Source organism: Pseudomonas endophytica (assembly GCF_001411475.1).
Lineage (GTDB): Bacteria > Pseudomonadota > Gammaproteobacteria > Pseudomonadales > Pseudomonadaceae > Aquipseudomonas > Aquipseudomonas endophytica.
Genome location: NZ_LLWH01000232.1, coordinates 1 through 17220, shown reverse-complemented (window position 1 = coordinate 17220; position 17220 = coordinate 1). Strand labels below are relative to the sequence as shown.

General features: G+C 57.3%; 21 protein-coding genes and 1 pseudogene. 21 read left to right on the top strand and 1 reads right to left on the bottom strand.

Going from position 1 to position 17220, the window contains the following annotated elements:
* Positions 1-1143 (top strand): annotated as a pseudogene (locus AQS70_RS22345) (terminase gpA endonuclease subunit); the annotation flags it as partial.
* A 2-nt stretch (positions 1144-1145) separates the two neighbouring features.
* On the opposite strand, the gene AQS70_RS22340 reads toward AQS70_RS22345, so the two are convergent.
* Positions 1146-1583 (bottom strand): hypothetical protein, encoded by a 438-nt coding sequence (locus tag AQS70_RS22340; RefSeq protein ID WP_055104917.1) that lies wholly within the window; start codon positions 1581-1583, stop codon positions 1146-1148.
* Here AQS70_RS22340 and AQS70_RS22335 point away from each other — a divergent pair.
* The 20 genes from AQS70_RS22335 (at position 1582) to AQS70_RS22240 (ending at position 17099) form a co-directional block, all read left to right on the top strand.
* A complete protein-coding gene (locus AQS70_RS22335; protein ID WP_055104916.1) occupies positions 1582-1833 on the top strand; it encodes a hypothetical protein in 252 nt (83 codons plus the stop codon). The two genes, AQS70_RS22340 and AQS70_RS22335, sit on opposite strands and share 2 nt — an antisense overlap.
* A gap of 45 nt (positions 1834-1878) precedes the next feature.
* Positions 1879-2085 carry a phage head-tail joining protein gene (locus AQS70_RS22330; protein ID WP_055104915.1) on the top strand — a complete coding sequence of 69 codons (207 nt, stop codon included), beginning with the start codon at positions 1879-1881 and terminating at the stop codon, positions 2083-2085.
* Positions 2085-3569 carry a phage portal protein gene (locus AQS70_RS22325; protein WP_055104914.1) on the top strand — a complete coding sequence of 495 codons (1485 nt, stop codon included), beginning with the start codon at positions 2085-2087 and terminating at the stop codon, positions 3567-3569. Before AQS70_RS22330 ends, AQS70_RS22325 begins: the two co-directional genes overlap by 1 nt.
* Entirely contained in the window at positions 3566-4672 is a 1107-nt protein-coding gene (locus AQS70_RS22320) for a head maturation protease, ClpP-related (RefSeq protein WP_055104913.1), read from the top strand. Before AQS70_RS22325 ends, AQS70_RS22320 begins: the two co-directional genes overlap by 4 nt.
* Entirely contained in the window at positions 4669-5013 is a 345-nt protein-coding gene (locus AQS70_RS22315) for a head decoration protein (protein WP_055104912.1), read from the top strand. The genes AQS70_RS22320 and AQS70_RS22315 overlap by 4 nt, the downstream gene beginning before the upstream one ends.
* A gap of 64 nt (positions 5014-5077) precedes the next feature.
* On the top strand, positions 5078-6073 hold the full coding sequence (locus AQS70_RS22310) for a major capsid protein (protein ID WP_055104911.1): 996 nt from the start codon (positions 5078-5080) through the stop codon (positions 6071-6073).
* 2 nt (positions 6074-6075) lie between these two features.
* Positions 6076-6396, top strand: coding sequence for a head-tail joining protein (locus tag AQS70_RS22305; RefSeq protein ID WP_055104910.1), 321 nt, complete (start codon positions 6076-6078; stop codon positions 6394-6396).
* Positions 6393-7058 (top strand): hypothetical protein, encoded by a 666-nt coding sequence (locus AQS70_RS22300; protein WP_055104909.1) that lies wholly within the window; start codon positions 6393-6395, stop codon positions 7056-7058. Before AQS70_RS22305 ends, AQS70_RS22300 begins: the two co-directional genes overlap by 4 nt.
* Positions 7051-7542: a hypothetical protein gene (locus AQS70_RS22295; RefSeq protein ID WP_055104908.1), complete on the top strand. Its 492-nt coding sequence runs from the start codon at positions 7051-7053 to the stop codon at positions 7540-7542. Before AQS70_RS22300 ends, AQS70_RS22295 begins: the two co-directional genes overlap by 8 nt.
* Positions 7539-8120 carry a phage baseplate assembly protein V gene (locus tag AQS70_RS22290; RefSeq protein WP_055104907.1) on the top strand — a complete coding sequence of 194 codons (582 nt, stop codon included), beginning with the start codon at positions 7539-7541 and terminating at the stop codon, positions 8118-8120. The genes AQS70_RS22295 and AQS70_RS22290 overlap by 4 nt, the downstream gene beginning before the upstream one ends.
* A gap of 55 nt (positions 8121-8175) precedes the next feature.
* Positions 8176-8370 carry a hypothetical protein gene (locus AQS70_RS22285; RefSeq protein ID WP_055104906.1) on the top strand — a complete coding sequence of 65 codons (195 nt, stop codon included), beginning with the start codon at positions 8176-8178 and terminating at the stop codon, positions 8368-8370.
* Positions 8371-8373: 3 nt separating this feature from the next.
* Positions 8374-8700, top strand: a complete 327-nt coding sequence (locus tag AQS70_RS22280) for a GPW/gp25 family protein (protein WP_055104905.1) — start codon at positions 8374-8376, stop codon at positions 8698-8700.
* Positions 8697-9587, top strand: a complete 891-nt coding sequence (locus AQS70_RS22275; RefSeq protein WP_055104904.1) for a baseplate assembly protein — start codon at positions 8697-8699, stop codon at positions 9585-9587. Before AQS70_RS22280 ends, AQS70_RS22275 begins: the two co-directional genes overlap by 4 nt.
* A complete protein-coding gene (locus AQS70_RS22270; protein WP_055104903.1) occupies positions 9580-10218 on the top strand; it encodes a phage tail protein I in 639 nt (212 codons plus the stop codon). The genes AQS70_RS22275 and AQS70_RS22270 overlap by 8 nt, the downstream gene beginning before the upstream one ends.
* Positions 10215-10742: a hypothetical protein gene (locus AQS70_RS22265; RefSeq protein ID WP_055104902.1), complete on the top strand. Its 528-nt coding sequence runs from the start codon at positions 10215-10217 to the stop codon at positions 10740-10742. The genes AQS70_RS22270 and AQS70_RS22265 overlap by 4 nt, the downstream gene beginning before the upstream one ends.
* The gene (locus AQS70_RS22260; protein WP_055104901.1) at positions 10723-13704 is read left to right on the top strand and encodes a hypothetical protein; all 2982 of its coding nucleotides are present in this window, start codon (positions 10723-10725) and stop codon (positions 13702-13704) included. Before AQS70_RS22265 ends, AQS70_RS22260 begins: the two co-directional genes overlap by 20 nt.
* A gap of 8 nt (positions 13705-13712) precedes the next feature.
* Positions 13713-15020: a phage tail protein gene (locus AQS70_RS22255; protein ID WP_055104900.1), complete on the top strand. Its 1308-nt coding sequence runs from the start codon at positions 13713-13715 to the stop codon at positions 15018-15020.
* A gap of 65 nt (positions 15021-15085) precedes the next feature.
* On the top strand, positions 15086-16261 hold the full coding sequence (locus tag AQS70_RS22250; protein ID WP_055104899.1) for a phage tail sheath subtilisin-like domain-containing protein: 1176 nt from the start codon (positions 15086-15088) through the stop codon (positions 16259-16261).
* Complete coding sequence (locus AQS70_RS22245; RefSeq protein ID WP_055104898.1) at positions 16261-16764, top strand: phage major tail tube protein; 504 nt, start codon at positions 16261-16263, stop codon at positions 16762-16764. Before AQS70_RS22250 ends, AQS70_RS22245 begins: the two co-directional genes overlap by 1 nt.
* A gap of 11 nt (positions 16765-16775) precedes the next feature.
* Positions 16776-17099, top strand: coding sequence for a phage tail assembly protein (locus AQS70_RS22240; RefSeq protein ID WP_055104897.1), 324 nt, complete (start codon positions 16776-16778; stop codon positions 17097-17099).
* Positions 17100-17220: the final 121 nt, after the last annotated feature.

Below are 17220 nucleotides of genomic sequence, written 5' to 3'. Positions count from 1 at the left end.
TGGACGTGGGCGAAGAAGGCGACCCAATCGAGCTGGCTGAAACCCGTGGCAGTACGTTCGGACGCAACGCCAAGTTTTACTTCTCCAGCTCACCGACGATCAAAGGCGCGTCGCGGATCGCTGATTTGTTTGAGGCCAGCGATCAGCGTTATTACTACGTGCCATGCCCGCATTGCGGCCACATGCAGACGCTGGAATGGGAGAACTTGCTCTACTCGGCCGACTTTAACGTGGTGCATTACAAATGCGCTGCATCCGGGTTGGATTGCGATGTGCTGATTGAGGAACACCACAAGGGCCAGAGAGCTGATGGTGATGGGCTGGGGCGTCGGCATGGAGCGTTGGATCATCGACTATCAGGTGATCTGGGGCGATCCGGCGGACGCGCGTACGTGGGCCGTACTCGATGAAAAGCTCAAGGTGCGTTACCCGCATCCTTGTGGCGTCGGGCTCGGCATTCTGGCCACCGCGGTCGACTCTGGCGGTCACCATACAGACGAGGTTTATCAGTTCTGTCGTATCCGCCGGTGGCGCAACATCTTCGCCATCAAGGGTGCGAGCAAGCCGGGTAAGCCGGTGATTGCGCAACGCCCGTCAATGGTCGATGTGACTTGGAAAGGCCAGACCGAACGCAACGGTGCCGAGCTGTGGTTTGTCGGGACCGACACCGCCAAAGACTGGATCTACAACCGCTATCCGGTTGAGGACGGGCCGGGAGCGCTGCACTTCGCTAATGACCTGCCGGACGACTTCTTTGACCAGTGCGTGGCTGAGCGCAAGGTGGCGCGCTACGTCAAAGGCTTCAAGCGTATCGAGTGGGTTAAGGGCAAAGCCGAGCGAAACGAAGCGCTTGACCTGATGGTGTACAACTTGGCGATGGCGCATTACTTGGGGCTGAACCGCTACAAAGAACACGACTGGGCGCGCGTTCGCCAAGCGTTGGCGCAGGCCGGGCTATTTGATGAGAAGCCCGTTCAGGCTGAACGTCTTGCGCTGCCAGTTGCAACTCAAGCAACTCAAGCAACACCGGCAACGCAGAGGCCAGAACCTGATCCAGCACCAACCCCCGTCGTATCACCGCAGCCGGTTGCACGACCTATACAACGCCGCAGCTCAACCAGCGGCTATCTTAAAAGGCGGTAATTTTATGGGATTCCCATAATAGGGCTTATGAGTCTTGCACCAATACCCAGCACCTCGGTAACTAGCGCTTTTAGGGTTTCCTTACCTCCACCCTTAGCAGCATCTGCTAATTGCTCGCCCAAGGACGGCCCGGAAGTAAGGCTTTGAGGAATGGCGTTGAGAACCTCTAAACCCTTTGCTGTAAGTACGGCTTCAGAAACATAGGTGTAACGAGAAACATCACCATGAATGTACCCAGCTCTGATTAACCATTCAGATGTTGCAATAAAAAACTCAGCGTCTTTGGTCGGTACTTCCATTCCATGCTGCTCGCTCATCTGCATTGCCGACTCAACAAAGGCTCCTGCTCCAAGGTAGCTAGGCATTGGAAAATTCAGATAAAGCTCGGCCAAAATTCTGCCGGTGAGATCATTAAAAATCTCGATGTTGGAGACAGCCATGTCAGATAACTCCGATGAACAAGCACTGAAAGTGCAGAAAATTAAAGCAGCTACAGAATTACAACAAGAACTTCGGCGAATGGTGGCAGATCAATTAACTGGGAAAATGGATTGGGTCAGAGCGCGGATTTATTGGCGAACTCGATTACCAGGCATACCCGCAGATGAATTGGCCGAAGCACTCACGCATGTACTTGCTGGTGGCAGCCTACGTCAAGAAATTCATTCACGTACCCAGAATTTCCTCTGACGTTTATATCTCACAGAGTTCATTTAATAAAAGAGCATTCGCCCTATGTCCTTTACCCAAAAGCACCTCGAAGCGGTTGAGGCGGCCATTGCTCGTGGCGAAAAAACCGTGCGCTATGCCGATCGCACCGTGGAGTACCGCACTGTGGATGAGTTGCTCAAGGCCCGCGACCAGATCCGCACGTCGCTGGTCGCCTCTGCTGGGCCGCGCTCCAAAGTGGTAAGGCTTTACCACGGGGGCAAGGGACTCTAATGGCACGCCACTATCCAACCCTGACCCGCAACGGCTTCTTGCTGCCGGAGCGGATCAAAGCCAGTTATGAAGGGGCAGGCGAGGGCAGACGTTCGGCCAGTTGGGACGCGCCTGATACCGGCATTAACAGCATCAACACCCCGGCTTTACGCAATTTGCGCTCACGTTCACGGGCGGCGGTGCGCAATGACCCTTACGCGTTCAACGTCATCGACAAACGCGTCAGCAACTTGATTGGCACCGGTATCACTCCACGGCCCAAGATCGAGGACGATGCCCTGCGCAAAGTCCAGCAAGATCTGTGGGAGGATTGGGTCGATGAGTCGGACGCCGATGGCCTGACCGACTTCTACGGCCAGCAGGCGTTAATTGCGCGCACCGTCGAAACAGCCGGTGAATGTTTTGTTCGTCTTCGACCGCGGAGCCAAGACGAGGATCTGGCCGTGCCGTTGCAGCTTCAAGTCTTGGCCCCTGAGTTTGTCCCGCACGACAAATTCGAGCCGGCTAAAAACGGCAACAGTATTCGCGCCGGGATCGAGTTCAACCCGGCTCACCAGCGTGTGGCGTATCACATGTACCGGGTTCACCCACGCGATGCTTCGTCGCTGAACGCGGGTTATAACCAGTTGGTGCGTATACCGGCCGAGCAGGTGCTGCATATCTTTGAACCGGTCGAGCCCGGCCAGTTGCGCGGGGTGCCGCGTTTAGCACCGGTGCTTAAGCGACTGCGCAGCTTGGACAACTACGACGACGCGGTGCTGTTTCGCCAAGAGGTGGCCAACCTGTTTGCCGGGTTTATCTCCCGGCCACCGCCAGAGGGCAGGCAGCTTGCCCTCGACCCGGTAACAGGTCAGCCCTTTGAGGAAGACCGCGACGGCTTCACGCCGATGGTCGCGCTGGAACCCGGCACCATGCAGGAGCTGGGGCCGGGTGAAGAGGTGGAGTTTTCCAAACCACCGGACGCGGGTAACAACTACCCGGACTTTATGCGGCAACAATTGATGGCCGCTGCAGCCGGAACTGGCACGCCGTACGAGATCCTCACCGGCGATATGCGCGAGGTGAACGACCGGGCGCTGCGGGTGGTGCTGAACGAGTTCCGCCGTCGCTTAGAGCAACTGCAATTCGGCGTGTACGTTCACCAGCTATGCCGCCCGGTTCGGGCCGCTTGGATGGACATGGCCGTGTTGGCCGGACGCCTCAAGCTGGATGACTACGCGCAACGGCGCCGTGAATATTTACGCACCCGCTGGGTACCGCAGGGCTGGGCCTATATCCAGCCAGTGCAGGACATTCAGGCGCGGATGATGGAAGTCAACGCGGGCTTTAACTCGCGCAGCGAAATGGTCCTGCGTTCGGGTTATGACGCCGAAACCGTCGACGCTGAAAACGCTGCCGATCAGGCTCGTGCCCGTGACCTGGGCCTCAACTATAAAACGCTCGTCGACCAGCCAGAACCGGCCGCCGATAAGGAGACACCATGAACAGGCTACGCATTTTCAACAAGGCCGGTGACCCATCCGCGCCGCAGAACAAGCATTGGTACAGCCTGAAGGCCAGCGGCGAGGCCGAGGCCCGTAGCATTGAGGTTTACGTCTACGGCGAGATCGGTACCTGGGGCATCACCGCCAATCAGTTTGTACGCGACCTTGCCGCCCTTGATGACGGTGTGTCGCCGATCGTTGTTGCGTTCAACAGCATTGGCGGCGACTTGTTTGACGGCCTGGCCATTCACAACGCGCTGTCACGCCTAGGCGAGCGTTGCACCGGCCGAGTCGATGCCTTGGCAGCCAGCGCGGCCAGTGTCGCGGTGTGTGGCGCGCACAAGGTGGTGATTGCGTCCAACGCCATGCTGATGATCCACAACCCGTGGACTTACGCAGCAGGTGATGCTGAGGATCTGCGCAAAGTGGCCACCGCGCTGGACCAAGCTCTGGAAGCCATCATTGCGGCCTACAAAGCCAAGGCACCAGATATTGACGAGGTTGAGCTACGCCGCCTAGTCAATGCTGAAACCTGGCTCACAGCCAGCGAAGCGGTAGCCCTTGGCTTGGCCGACGAAGTAGGCGAGGGCGTCTCGGTCAAAGCCTGCTTGGGGCAGGGCGGTGCATTGCAGCGTTACCAGCACGCACCGCAGGCATTGCTGGCTCAATTGGAAGATCCGCCGGAACCGATCCCGCCAGAGCCAGAAAAGCCACCCATCGTGGACTCGGCCAAGTTGGCCGTACTGATCACCCAAAGCTGCACTGCCGCCGGGATCAGTAATCTGATCGAACCATTGATCAGCAACACCAAACTGGCCGACGAAGCCACGGTCAACGCGGCAATCATTAATGCGAAGGCCGTGCGCGATCTGTGTGTGGCGGCGCGCTTGCCGGAGTTTACCCAGCAGTTTGTCGCGTCCGGGCTGAGCGCTGAAGCCGTGCGCTGCCGGCTTTTCGACAAGCTGGTTAGCGGCGGCGGTTTTGAAATCGACAACAGCCTGCCGATCAACGATGACCCGGCACCGAAAACCCAGGCTAAGCAGCCTGACACCAATGCCATTTACGCGGCCCGTCGCGCCGCCCAGACAGGGGTAAAAGCATGACCATTAAAAAAGAGCCGATGCACGCGGGTGAGTTCCTGCTGTCTGAAGGGGCCGGGAACATCTCGCGCGAAGCGATCAATGTGGCCGCTGGCCCCGCACTTAACCCCGGCCAGATCCTGGGTCTGGTGACCGCCTCTGGCGAGTTCGCCCCTTATGTACCCACCGCCGAAGACGGTAGCCAGACGGCTGTGGCCATTTTGTACGGCCCGCTGGGCGAGTCCGACATCGTACGCCGTGGCCGCGCCGTGGTACGTCTGGCTGAAGTCAGCGAGGCGCATTTGACCGGGCTTGACCCTGAGGGCGAGAAGTCCCTCGCCGAGCATTTTGTGATCGTGCGCTAAGCCGACCGCCCCTTAATTGCACCCCGCCAACGAGCGGGGTTTTTACTTTCTGGAGAGTCCCCCAATGGCCGATATCGCCATCTTTGACGATGAAGCGTTTTCTGTTTCGTCGCTCACCGCCGCCATCAACGAACAGCAATACCTGCCCGGCCGCTTGAGCAGCCTTGGCCTGTTTCAGGAAGAGGGCATCACCACCCTGACGGTGCAGATCGAAAAGGACGGTGACACCCTTGCGTTGGTTCCAGCGGGTGAGCGCGGTACTTCGGGTCTGGTAGTCGGTGCTAGCAAGCGCACCTTGATCCCGTTCAATACCGTGCATTTACCGGAACGCTTCACCATCAAGGCCGACGAGATTCAGGGCATTCGCGCCTTCGGCACCCGTAGTGAGTTGCAGGCTGTGCAGGACGTGGTCAATGCGCGCTTGCTCAAGGCTCGCCGCCAATTGGATGTTACCCACGAATATCAGCGAATGGGTGCTTTGAACGGCCAGATCCTGGATGCGGACGGCAAGACGGTGCTGCTCGATCTGTATCAGCGCTTCGGTGTGGAAAAGCAAAGCCTGAAAATGGGTTTCAATACTGCGGGTGTCAAGCTGCGTGTTCAGTGCCTCAAAGCGCTGGATATGCAAGAGGAGGCCTTGGGCAGTACGACTACCAGTGGTGCTCGAGCCTTTTGTGGCAAGACGTTCTGGGAAGCACTCGTGACTCACGGTGATGTTGAAAAGACATACCTCAACACACTTCAAGCGGCTGCCTTGCGTGGTGATGCTCGTGAAAGTTTTGAGTTCGGCGGCATCACCTGGGAGCGCTACCGCGGTCGTATTTCCGGCCAGCCTTTTGTCCACGACGACAATGCCCTGCTGGTCCCCGAAGGCGTGCCCGACCTTTACATCTCGGCCTTCGCCCCGGCGGACTACATGGAAACGGTCAACACCCAGGGCATTCCGTATTACAGCAAGATTGAGCCGATGCCGTTCAACAAAGGCATGGCCGGTGAAGCCCAGTCCAACCCGTTGCACATCTGCACCCGCCCACGCGCCCAGATCCTGCTGGAGCTGTAATCGTGGGCATCCGTGATCTGGTGGCCGATATCGACAGCGTGGTCTTCGACGTGCTGGGTGATACCGGCCACATCGAGGGTCGCGCCGAGCCGGTGCTGGGCATGTTCTCGGCACCGTGGAGGCAGCCGCAGATCGGTCGCCTCAACACCGCCATTCGCGAGCCGCACTTTGTGGTGCGAGTCGCGGATTCGGACGGGCTGAGCAAAGGCTTGCTGGTCACCATCGACCTGCCTGCACTGGACGGCGGTGGCGACTACGACTTGTTGCAACTGGAACCCAGCGGCGACGGCCTGGTGTCGCTGATCTTGAGGAAACGCGCATGAGTATCGGCAGCTTCAGCGAGGTACGGGCCAACAGCGGCATGCTGAATGTTCAGGTTTCGACTGAGGATCTGAAAGCGTTCAGTGAGCTTGCCGCGTTGTTACCCAAAGCGGCGGCCAACGCCCAGCGCCGTGCAATCAACAAGACCTTAGGCTGGCTGCGCACGCACATTGCGCGTGCAGTGGGTAAACAGGAGCGTATCGCGGTAGGTGCTGTGCGACAGCGCCTGCGCAGCTATCCGATTACCGGCGGCGCGACGCGCGGTAAGCTCTGGTTTGGCATTAACCCGCTGGAAGCCAGACGGGCCGGTCGGCCAAGGCAAACTAAGGCCGGTGTAGCGATAGGCAGTCGTCGCTATCAAGGTGCCTTCTTCAAGAAGGTGTATGGCAACCAAGCGGATATTTGGATCCGTACTGCCAGCAAGCACTTTGATCGAGCTGATTACCCCGACAGCGAAGTTACATCGCAGACCGGTGCCAGCTCGGGTTTTGTGGGGGAGAACAGTGATCGCTTCCCACTGGCCAAGGCCAAGATCTCGTTGGATTCAGTACGCTCTCACTTCGAGGCTTGGAGCCGTCGAGCAGACGAGCGATTGCTGCATATTCTCAAGCAAGAGATGAATCACGAGTTGCAGAAGTACTTGAAGGGAGTGCGCAATGTCTGATCAACCCTTTAGCCTCGACCTGCTATATCAAACGATCGAGCAGCACTTGCAGCAGTCACTGGCAGGCATCCAAATGGTCTGCTTCTGGCCTGACATCCAGCAGCACATCCCATTGCCAGCGGTGTTTCTCGACATCGCCGAGATCGAGCCAGGCACTGATATAGGCACCGGCGAAAGCACGCTTAACGTCACCTTTGAAGCGCGGGTGATTGTCGATGTGATCCGCGACCAGCATTACAAGCAAGCCATTCATTTGGCGACGCAACTGGCCGTGTTGCTCCGCGCTCAGACGTGGGGGCTTGCTGTTGAGCCTGCCGAGTTCAGGCGTTCAACCCAAGACTGGACCCGCCCGGAGCTGGATGGCTACACCGTGTGGCTGGTGGAGTGGGCACAGACGATTTACCTCGGTGAAAAGGAATGGCCGTGGCCGGATGAAACGCCCGGTACGCTGGTGTTTAGCGTGGGTGATGAGGATCAAGTATGAGCCATGCCCTTGCAGAGCATGACCGCATGATCGCGGGTGTGGTTAAAGCGTGCTACGTGGTCGCGCTGGATCTGACGGCCAAACCGCCTGTGTGTCGGGTATCGGATGGGGAGTGGGTTAGCGCTTGGATTCGCTGGCACAGTCAGGCGGCGGGCAAGGCGCGTCACTGGCGGGTGCCCAGTATGGGCGAGCAGGGGGCTTTGCTCAGTCCAAGCGGTGACGTGTCACAAGGCACGTTTGTACCAGGTTTATTTGGTGAAGCCGGGCCAGCCCCGGATACCCGTGATCACGTCGAACGCTGGTTGTTCGACGATGGCGGGTCGCTGACTTACGACTGGCAGGCCAAGCGCTACAGCATTGAGCTGCCGTCCGGCTTGGTGGATATCAAGGTGGGTAGTTCATCGGCCACCGTTACGGATAACGCCGTGGTCGTCACGTCCGGGGCGATCGCGCTCGATGGCGATGTGGCGATCTATGGAGAGGTGCAAATCAATGGTGCGTTACGCGTAACAGGCGATATCAACGGTGGTGGTGCAATCATCGACACCAGCGGCAACACGCCCAACCACAAGCACTAAGCACAACCATTATCCAGCCCGCCGCGAGCGGGCATTTTTATGCCTAGAGGAAACGATGACGAGCAAAACCGTAACGGTCGACAAGCCTGTTTATCCGGTCGTTTACCGCGACCGGGCTTTTATTTCTCGCACGCTGGTGATGCGCGACGGCCGCCAGTTGCAGGTCAGCAAACATCACGTAGAGGCGCTAGACAGCGAAGCGCTGAGCTTTCTCGACAGACACCCCGATTTAGAACGTCTTATGGAGTAGCCCATGATCGGAATGGACCGCCATACCGGGCTGCCTATTTCGGGCATGGACCATCTGATGCAGTCCATTGAAGACATTTTGACGACGCCTTTGGGGTCGCGGCTGATGCGTCCCGAGTACGGCAGCACGATTCGCCGCTTTGTCGACTTGCCGGTGTCGGAGGGCTGGAAAAGTGCGGTACAGGCCGAAGCTGCACGCGCCCTGAAACGCTGGGAACCGCGTTTAGAACTGACCCGCGTTCAAGTGACCTCTGTGCTGAACGGGCAAATCACCTTTCGTTTGTCTGGCACTTACAAGGACGACAACCAGTTATTGGAGGTTACGGTGTGAGTACATTGGATCTGTCCCGCTTACCGGCACCGATAGTGCTGGAACCGCTGGATTTTGAGGCGCTGTATCAGGAAGCACTGACCGATTTTCGCGCCTTAATGGGCGCTAATTGGTCGGCCCCGCTTGAGTCTGAACCGGTGGTCAAGCTGCTGGAAAAACGCGCTTACGACAAGCTGTTGGAGCGGGCACGAATCAATGATGTTGCCAAGTCGCTGTTGCTGGCCTTTGCTCGGGGTAGCGACGTGGACCACTTGGCGGCTAACTACAACGTCAAGCGCCTGACCGTGGTCGAGGCTGATCCAACGGCTATTCCGCCGATCGAGGCGCAATACGAGTCGGATGATTCTTTGGTCGAGCGTACCTTGCTGGCCTTTGAGGGCATGTCGATTGCTGGCCCGCGTGACGCTTACGTGTTTCATGCGCTGTCGGCGGATGGCCGGGTGGCGGATGCGCGGGCCAGTAGCCCGAGCCCGGCCACAGTGGTGGTTAGCATCCTAAGCCGATTAGGCGATGGTAGGGCGCCTGCTGACCTGTTGGAAAAAGTGCGGGTCGCGCTCAGTGATGAAGATGTACGCCCGGTGGGTGATCGCCTGTTGGTGCAATCGGCCGAGTTGATCGACTACCAAATTGAGGCGGTGTTGTACCTTTATCCCGGCCCGGAAATGGAGCTGAGCTTGGCCGAGGCAAATGCCTCGCTAGAACGCTATGTGAACACGCAGCGCCGATTAGGTCGGGATATTCGTCATTCGGCCATCCATGCCGCGCTGCATGTGTCCCGTGTTCAACGGGTTGAGTTGATTTACCCGGTGGCGGATGTGGTCGTGTTGGATCATCAGGCGGCCAACTGCACTAAGGCTAGCGTCAGAATCGGTGGCACCGATGAGTGATGCCAGCCTGTTGCCGAGTAATCAAACGTCACTTGAGCAGGCGCTTGCGCAGCTTTCTAGCGGTGATCGGTCGCTGGCCAACGTGCTGCGTTACATGCACTCGGTCGATACCTGTCCCGCTGCCATGCTGCCGTGGCTGGCTATCCAACGAAGTGTTGACCGTTGGGACCCGCAATGGTCGGAAACGGTCAAGCGCAAGGTGGTCAAGGATGCGTTTGAAGTTCACAAGCGCAAGGGCACCTTGGGCGCGCTGCGCCGGGTGGTCGAGCCGTTCGCGGACATTCTGGATATCACCGAGTGGCACCAACTGGAACCGATGGGTGCGCCGGGCACGTTCACCATGAGCTTGGCCTTGTTTGACAGCGGCCTAAGCGACACGGCCATTGCTGAGCTTGAGCGGATGATCAATGACACCAAGCCGATTAGTCGGCACTTGGTGGGCCTGAATATCACCTATAGCCCAAGCGGCACCTACTACATCGGCGCGGGTATTTCTTCGGGTGACGAGGTGACTATTTCGTCGCCCGAGTTGTGGTCGGACGACCTCGACGTGATCGACCTGGAGCTGTCGGCCAACGACCTCTATTACTTTGCCAACTTCGCCTTACCGGGCCTGCTGAGGGTTACATGAGCGAAATGACTGACCGCCAACGGGCGGCTATCGAGTTGTTAGAAGCAGCCGCGCAAACAGCCCATGACATCGTTAACAAACCGGCGGATGCCACCGTGCAAACCGGTTCGGGCCCGTCCCCAACGCTACTTGCTCTGGCCAAGATGATCACCGACTTGACCGGCGGCCTATTGCTGCCGCGCATGCAGACGATCGCGTCAGCCGGTACCGCGCTGGCTCTGGATGTGGCCTACACCAACGGTGTGTCGTTCTTCGACGTGACACTGGATACGCCGCAATGTCTGTTGAGCTTTCTCAACACCACTGTGCCGCCGGGTTACACATGGTCATTCACCGTGCGTTTGCGCCAAGGCACAGGCGCGAACAAGGTCACGTTTCCGGCCACTGTTCGCTGGTCGAACAAGCGCGCACCGGTGCTGGCCTACGAGGCAGGCACTGAGGATCTTTTGACGTTTATGTCAGTCGGTAACGGTTGGTTGGGTATTTCTGATGGGAGTTGGTTCGATGTTTCTATCCCCGCTTAACAGTCGTCTCCCGGCCGGCCAGAAAACCGGGTTGAACAATGCGCTGAGTATGATCGAAGGCCATCACCGCTTTCTTAAGCACAATACCGGCGACACCGACGATGGCTCAGTTCAACACCTCGTCCAGAATAATCAGGGTGTGCTGTCTAACAACCGCCATTTTATTGCCCATACGCAAATGGAGTATCAGCCCAACGGTGACGGCACCACCGAGGGGCAAGCGCTGCACGTGCTGGGTTACGCCCATGCGTATCTGGCGACCCGCAACCCCGCCTATTTGGAGGCGGCGGTGTGGCATCGGGAAGCCTACGTGGATTACTTCTACGCGGGTCAGCCTATCCCTGACATGGCGTCGCGCTGGATCTCCAATTGGATCATTAACGCCAAAGAGCCTTGTTTGGCCAACTGGCCCATTAACACCACAGCCCCCACTCAAGGCGGTTACAAGTGCGTGCCGTTGCGCTTTGTGGATGGTCAGGCGCAGATTCCACACGGCTCGCCTTTTTGGGGGGAATACCTCGATGTTCTGACAATGGCCCATCGTGGTCACATGACGTGGGATTCAATCAACGGCAGTGTTCAGGTCATTAACAATGATGTTGATTGGGAGCAGGTACTCGTTCACCGAACTTCCACAATGCCTTTAGCCCCGTGGAGTTCTCTGGCGTGGGTAGATTGGGATACCTACTTGGGCAAAGGCGTGTATGACGTCGATTGGAATAAAAAGGGAAAGGAATACCCAGCCTCTTGGATTAACGTCTGGACCGGTAACAAAATTGGTATTGGTCGAGGGCCAAATGACCAGCTCTGGAATGGAGACATTATTGAAACCGACATTCCGGCCGCTGACGTTGGCAAAGTTCAGTTAGCCGACAACACGATTAACGGCGTCTATTTTGTCAACTATGCCGTAAGGCTGCCGCTTGAACATGGCGGCTATATGTTTGAGCGCAATGAGGTCTGGCATAACAGGCCCATTCATACGCCACTTCTAGGCGGCGCTAACCAAAGAGGTAACGCGGCGGACGGTGAAGAATGGTTTATGGATGCCTGCTACATGCTGTGGCGTATTACGGGGCATGAGCGCTATAAGAAAGCGATGGATAGTTGTTTATTCACGGCTGTTGAATACACCAACATTGACTCCGCTGATAAGTTCTTTCGCCAAGACACCGCAGCCCATACGCCGTTTACAGACGGTATTTCATATGACTTTACCTATCCGTCAGATGTGCCCATTACCTATGGCCGTGATCAAGACGGGTACATTGCCATTTACGCGCAAGAGGCTGTCGACCTGTCATTAGAGCAACAGGCCGTCTGGTTTCGTGTCGGGCAAAAGAGTTCTATCAGGGTGACTTATAGCGGTGTTGGCCATGAGGGCGGCGCGGTCACAGCCATACCTAGATTGATCGTCAGCATGGACAAGCAAGAAGAGGGCGGTTTGATTTGGACGGCGGCACTGCCTGACAGTGCAGACGACACGATGAAGACGGTAGACATCCCGCTTAATCAGTTTGTGCAGTCAACTAGAGAAGACGGTTCTGAGTACGTATTGGCCGATCTAAGGGCCGTGGTCAGTGCCGACAGCATTATTTCTAAGTCTGTTTATATCGAAGGGCTTATAGATGGGCGTAATGCAAAAGTAGTTGAGTCATTCTTTCCAGATGATGACGGCTGGTATTCCATCGGCAACTATTTACAGCCGGGCGGCGTCGCGCCCATCGAGTCAATCACCTACAAAGCAGACGCCGATTTTAACCTGCGCCTTGAAGATGATGATAAGTGGCGATGGTGGTGGATGTTGCCCGCTACAAACGGTGAGTGGGTTACAAAGATCATCAGTAAGAACGATGCGACCTTATCGAGTTACCAGCCCAATCAGAACGATAGACCCTTGCCGTCTTCGCCGGTTTACTCGGTTGTTGAAGAAGTCAGCATTTTGTTTGACGACAGCAGCACGGTGAATGCGACGTTTGCCTATTACTGTTTGAATGACATTCCGCCTCGTTACACCCAAGACGATGGCTACACGATGAACTTTCGTATCACGCTGGGGTGTACGGATGCGACCGGGTTTAACGGGCGTTTGGGCGATTGTCAGGTAGTTGATTACCGAGACGATAATCTCGCTTATACACCGGGCCTGATTCCGTTCTCAAACATTTATGAAGAAGGCACAGACCAGATTGGTGCATGGCGTGGCATGCCATACCCCGGCTATCAGTACCCGTTCATTTACACCTTGGAACCGGAGAAATACAGCCGGCACCTAGGCAACATGACCGATTTTCTCTACGACTCTCAACAGTGGTATTTCACCCAGTTCGGCCAGCTTGGCCCCGGTGCAAGCGCCTACGTGTGGAACCGTTGGGACAACTACAAATACGGCACGCCGGACACCTTCACCATTCACCACTGGGGCGATGGAAACGCGTGGAGCGGCTACCAGCCTCGGGCCATGATGGGCGCATGCCGAGCGTGGTACGAGCTGGCCAACAATGGCAAAGCAGTGCCGCCCAAGTTGATCGCCTACGCCGAGAACTGGCTTAAGTGGTTAATCACCTTCACCAAGAACTCGGGCGGGGTGCTGCCTACCGACTTTCCCATGACCGGCGTGCCACAACCGGATCCTGACGACTTCACCGGCCATATGACGGGGTTGTGGTTGGCAGGCGCCTGTTTAGCCGCACTGGCGGGCTGTCAGGTGGCAGGGCTGGATGAACTGATAGAAGCCTGCGTGACCGAGTTGCAAAACAACTATGTGGTGACGCCTGTTCCGGGCCATCCCATGAATGGCTCGTGGTCGCCTGCGGTGCGAATGGGCACGGACAACGGCATGTTCTTTGGCTTTTGGGCTGGGGAGATCCTGCGCGCTCTTGGCTTGTACATCCAGTATCGAAACTTAGGAGCCGGGGCAGACATTTACAGCGGCATAGGCCGCTGTAACTCACTCAATTAGGCGTATTCATGGCAGAGCAAAACACGCTGTATATCGCCATGCTGACGGATGTTGGCGCGGCGCAGCAGGCCAAGGCGATTGCAAGTGGCACACCTTGGAACATCACCCACATGGGCGTGGGTGACGGTAACGGTGTAACGCCGATCCCGTCGAAGCTTCAGAAAAAGCTCATTAACGAAAACGTACGCCTGAAACTGAACCGCCTGACGGTGCGGGCGGATCGCCCGGTGTTGGTGGCGGAGTTGATCTTGCCGCCGGACGTGGGCGGCTGGTGGGTGCGTGAGGTCGGGTTATACGACTCAAGCGGCGCACTGGTGGCCGTGGCCAGCTATCCGGCGACGTATAAGCCGACGCTGGCTCAAGGGACGGGACGCACGCAAGGCATCCGCTTGCAGATTCTTGTCAGCAGCACGGCCAATATCACGATTCAGGATGACCCTACGCTGGTGACGGCGACGGTTTCTACCGTGCGTGAGGAAGTCAGCAAGGGGGAGGCGGCGAGCGCGGTGAAGTTGAAGACCGCGCGCACGATCGAGTTGAACGGTGCCGCAACGGGCTCAGGAAAGTTCGACGGCACTGGGAACGTGGCGATTGCTTTAACGCTCGCCGATAAGATGGAGTCGGGCACCTACCCTAAAGTCACGGTTAACACCAAGGGGTTGGTAGTCGGTGCCCAAGCGTTGACTCAGGGCGATATTCCGGCGCTGGACGCTACCAAGATCACCACCGGCACCTTGAGCCGACCGACCTCGGCCAATGCCGGATCTGCCACCAAGTTGCAGACGGGTCGAGCCCTGACGTTCAGCGGCGCCGCTTCGGGCTGGGGTAGGTTCGATGGAACAAGCGATCTTGATATCAACCTAGTTTTGGCAGCGCTGGACACCAGTAAGCTGGTGAGCGGTATTTTGCCTGTGGTCCGTGGCGGCACCGGGGGAGGTTCGCCCGCAGAAGCTCGGGCCGGGATTGGCGCGGGTGTCCCGTCAAGTCTTTACCATAACCCGTCCGGCTTTTGGTGGGACAAAGACACCGGCCTATTAGTGCAGTGGGGCAACAGGCACTTGGGTGATATGCCGGGCGGCAAATGGAGCGTGCAATTTAACTATCCGTTTGCGTTCGACACGGCGCCTTTCATCGTTGTGCCGGTGATCATGGAACACCCGAACTCACCTTCACCGGCGTCAGGCATTACCAGCTCTATTTCAGAGAATTCGATTAACACCGGCGGTTTCGTTCTCAACTTCACGGAGTACGCCAATGCCGCGCAGAACTTCGGCGTTCGTTGGATCGCCGTGGGCTACCGCATTACGCCGATTTAATCAGTGATCCACTGCTTCACCGCAACCGCCTATTGGCGGTTTTGTTGTTTATATAAGGGGTAAATATGAGTTCTACCGACTTTTTCCACGGCATTACCGTGTCGCTGATCGAAACCGGCGCGCGCATTATCGCGCTGCCTTCGTCTTCGATTATTGGCATTGTCGACACCTTCACCCCCGGACTGGGCTTGGCAGAGTCCAATGTGCCGACCTTACTGACCCGTGAGAGCGAAGCAGTGGCCGCGTTCGGTGCTGACTCGGCGTTGACGCGGGCGTGTAAGGCGATTTTCAACCAGTCGGCCGCCGCCATCGTGGCGGTGGGGGTGCCGGCTGATACCGAGGCGGCTGTGTTAACCAGTGCCGTCATTGGTGGCGTGTCGGTCGATGGCACGCGAACCGGGTTGCAGGCGCTGCTCGATGGCAAGAGCCTTTTCAACCTACAGCCGCGGCTGATCATTGCGCCCAAGCACAGCGCTACTGAAGCGGTGGCCAGCGCGATGGATGTTCTAGCGGGCAAGCTCAAAGCCATCGGGATTATCGACGGGCCTAACACCACCGACGAAGCAGCGATTGCCTACGCCGACACCTTCGGCTCTAAGCGTCTGTTTATGGTTGATCCAGCGGTCAAACAGTGGAGTACCACGGTTAACGGTGATGTGGCCGTGCCGGGATCTGCGATCGCTGCCGGTCTGTTTGCGCAGACCGATTCACGCTTTGGTTTTTGGGCCTCGCCCTCGAACAAAGAGATTACGGGCATCACCGGCACGGTACGCCCGGTGGAGTACTTGGACGGCGACAAGACGTGTCGGGCCAACCTGCTTAACGGGGCCAATATCACCACCATCATTCGCGACGGCGGGTATCGCCTATGGGGCAACCGTACGCTGTCAAGCGATGCCAAGTGGGCCTTTGTTACCCGTGTACGCACCACCGACATGGTCATGGATGCGATCCAAGCCGGTATGAAATGGGCCGTCGACCGGGGCATCACCAAAACCTACGTCAAAGACGTGACCGAGACGATCAACGCCTTTATGCGTGACCTCAAGGCACAGGGCGCGGTGATCAATTTTGAGGTTTACCCCGACCTGGAGAAGACCACCGCCACGCAGATCGAGCAGGGCAAGGTTTACTGGACCATCCGTTTTACCGATGTGCCGCCGGCTGAAAACCCGATTTTCCAAATTGAGGTCACTAACCAGTGGCTGACAGAAGTGTTGGTAGCCGAAGGAGGCGCTTAATGATTCCGCAAACCCTGTTTAACACCAACATGTTCGTGGATGGCATGAGCCTTCAAGGCGACGTGCCGAGTCTGAGCTTGCCCAAGCTGACGGTAAAAACCGAGGAATACCGTGGCGGCGGCATGGATGCGCCGGTGGGCATGGACATGGGCCTTGAGAAGCTGGAGGCCAGCTTTACCACCAACGGCGTGCGCAAAGAGGTACTGAAGTATTTCGGTGCTTTCGACCAAACCGGCTTCAGCGCTTCGTTTCGTGGTGCCTTCAAGGGCCAAAAGGGCACGATCACGGGGGTGGTGGCCACCTTGCGCGGCGGTCTGCGTGAAGTCGATCCGGGCGAATGGTCAGCCGGTGCCAAGGCTGAATTCAAGTACGCGGTAGACGTGACCTATTACAAGCTCGAAATCGACGGGCGCGTCATGTTTGAAATCGACCCGGTCAACTCTGTGCGCGTCATTGACGGCGTAGACCAACTCGCTGACGTGCGCAGCATTCTCGGCCTCTAAGGAATAAGAACATGACACCTATTGCTACCAAAAAACTACCGAGCTGGCTGGAACTGACCGAAGAGGGGGCCACCATCACCTTGCGTAAGCCGGTCGAAATTAACCAGATTAAAGTCAACCGGGTAAGCCTGCGTGCGCCTACCGTCAAAGATGTGCAGCAGGCCACCATCCAGTCGGGGGGCGATGCCGAAAAGCGCGAAATGATTTTGTTCGCGACCCTGACCCAAGCAGGGGACAAAGATATCGCCGGTATGACGGTGGTGGACTACAACCGCTTACAGGCCGGTTATTTTCGCTTGGTCGAAGATGATGAACCTTACCCCTACAACGATTAAAACGGCGGCCAAGCTCTTGGCTCGAGAATTTCACTTCTCGGCCAGCGAGATCGAGGCCATGCCATTTAATCGCATGCTGTGGTGGCTCACGGATTGAGCCCCTCCAACCGTTCCGCGTAAC

Excerpts from the sequence above, each read along its gene's own strand:
- AQS70_RS22335 (WP_055104916.1), top strand. The coding sequence starts at position 1,582 with ATGTCAGATAACTCCGATGAACAAGCACTGAAAGTGCAGAAAATTAAA.
- AQS70_RS22340 (WP_055104917.1), bottom strand. The coding sequence starts at position 1,583 with ATGGCTGTCTCCAACATCGAGATTTTTAATGATCTCACCGGCAGAATT.
- AQS70_RS22330 (WP_055104915.1), top strand. The coding sequence starts at position 1,879 with ATGTCCTTTACCCAAAAGCACCTCGAAGCGGTTGAGGCGGCCATTGCT.
- AQS70_RS22325 (WP_055104914.1), top strand. The coding sequence starts at position 2,085 with ATGGCACGCCACTATCCAACCCTGACCCGCAACGGCTTCTTGCTGCCG.
- AQS70_RS22320 (WP_055104913.1), top strand. The coding sequence starts at position 3,566 with ATGAACAGGCTACGCATTTTCAACAAGGCCGGTGACCCATCCGCGCCG.
- AQS70_RS22315 (WP_055104912.1), top strand. The coding sequence starts at position 4,669 with ATGACCATTAAAAAAGAGCCGATGCACGCGGGTGAGTTCCTGCTGTCT.
- AQS70_RS22310 (WP_055104911.1), top strand. The coding sequence starts at position 5,078 with ATGGCCGATATCGCCATCTTTGACGATGAAGCGTTTTCTGTTTCGTCG.
- AQS70_RS22300 (WP_055104909.1), top strand. The coding sequence starts at position 6,393 with ATGAGTATCGGCAGCTTCAGCGAGGTACGGGCCAACAGCGGCATGCTG.
- AQS70_RS22295 (WP_055104908.1), top strand. The coding sequence starts at position 7,051 with ATGTCTGATCAACCCTTTAGCCTCGACCTGCTATATCAAACGATCGAG.
- AQS70_RS22290 (WP_055104907.1), top strand. The coding sequence starts at position 7,539 with ATGAGCCATGCCCTTGCAGAGCATGACCGCATGATCGCGGGTGTGGTT.
- AQS70_RS22285 (WP_055104906.1), top strand. The coding sequence starts at position 8,176 with ATGACGAGCAAAACCGTAACGGTCGACAAGCCTGTTTATCCGGTCGTT.
- AQS70_RS22280 (WP_055104905.1), top strand. The coding sequence starts at position 8,374 with ATGATCGGAATGGACCGCCATACCGGGCTGCCTATTTCGGGCATGGAC.
- AQS70_RS22270 (WP_055104903.1), top strand. The coding sequence starts at position 9,580 with ATGAGTGATGCCAGCCTGTTGCCGAGTAATCAAACGTCACTTGAGCAG.
- AQS70_RS22265 (WP_055104902.1), top strand. The coding sequence starts at position 10,215 with ATGAGCGAAATGACTGACCGCCAACGGGCGGCTATCGAGTTGTTAGAA.
- AQS70_RS22260 (WP_055104901.1), top strand. The coding sequence starts at position 10,723 with ATGTTTCTATCCCCGCTTAACAGTCGTCTCCCGGCCGGCCAGAAAACC.
- AQS70_RS22255 (WP_055104900.1), top strand. The coding sequence starts at position 13,713 with ATGGCAGAGCAAAACACGCTGTATATCGCCATGCTGACGGATGTTGGC.
- AQS70_RS22250 (WP_055104899.1), top strand. The coding sequence starts at position 15,086 with ATGAGTTCTACCGACTTTTTCCACGGCATTACCGTGTCGCTGATCGAA.
- AQS70_RS22245 (WP_055104898.1), top strand. The coding sequence starts at position 16,261 with ATGATTCCGCAAACCCTGTTTAACACCAACATGTTCGTGGATGGCATG.
- AQS70_RS22240 (WP_055104897.1), top strand. The coding sequence starts at position 16,776 with ATGACACCTATTGCTACCAAAAAACTACCGAGCTGGCTGGAACTGACC.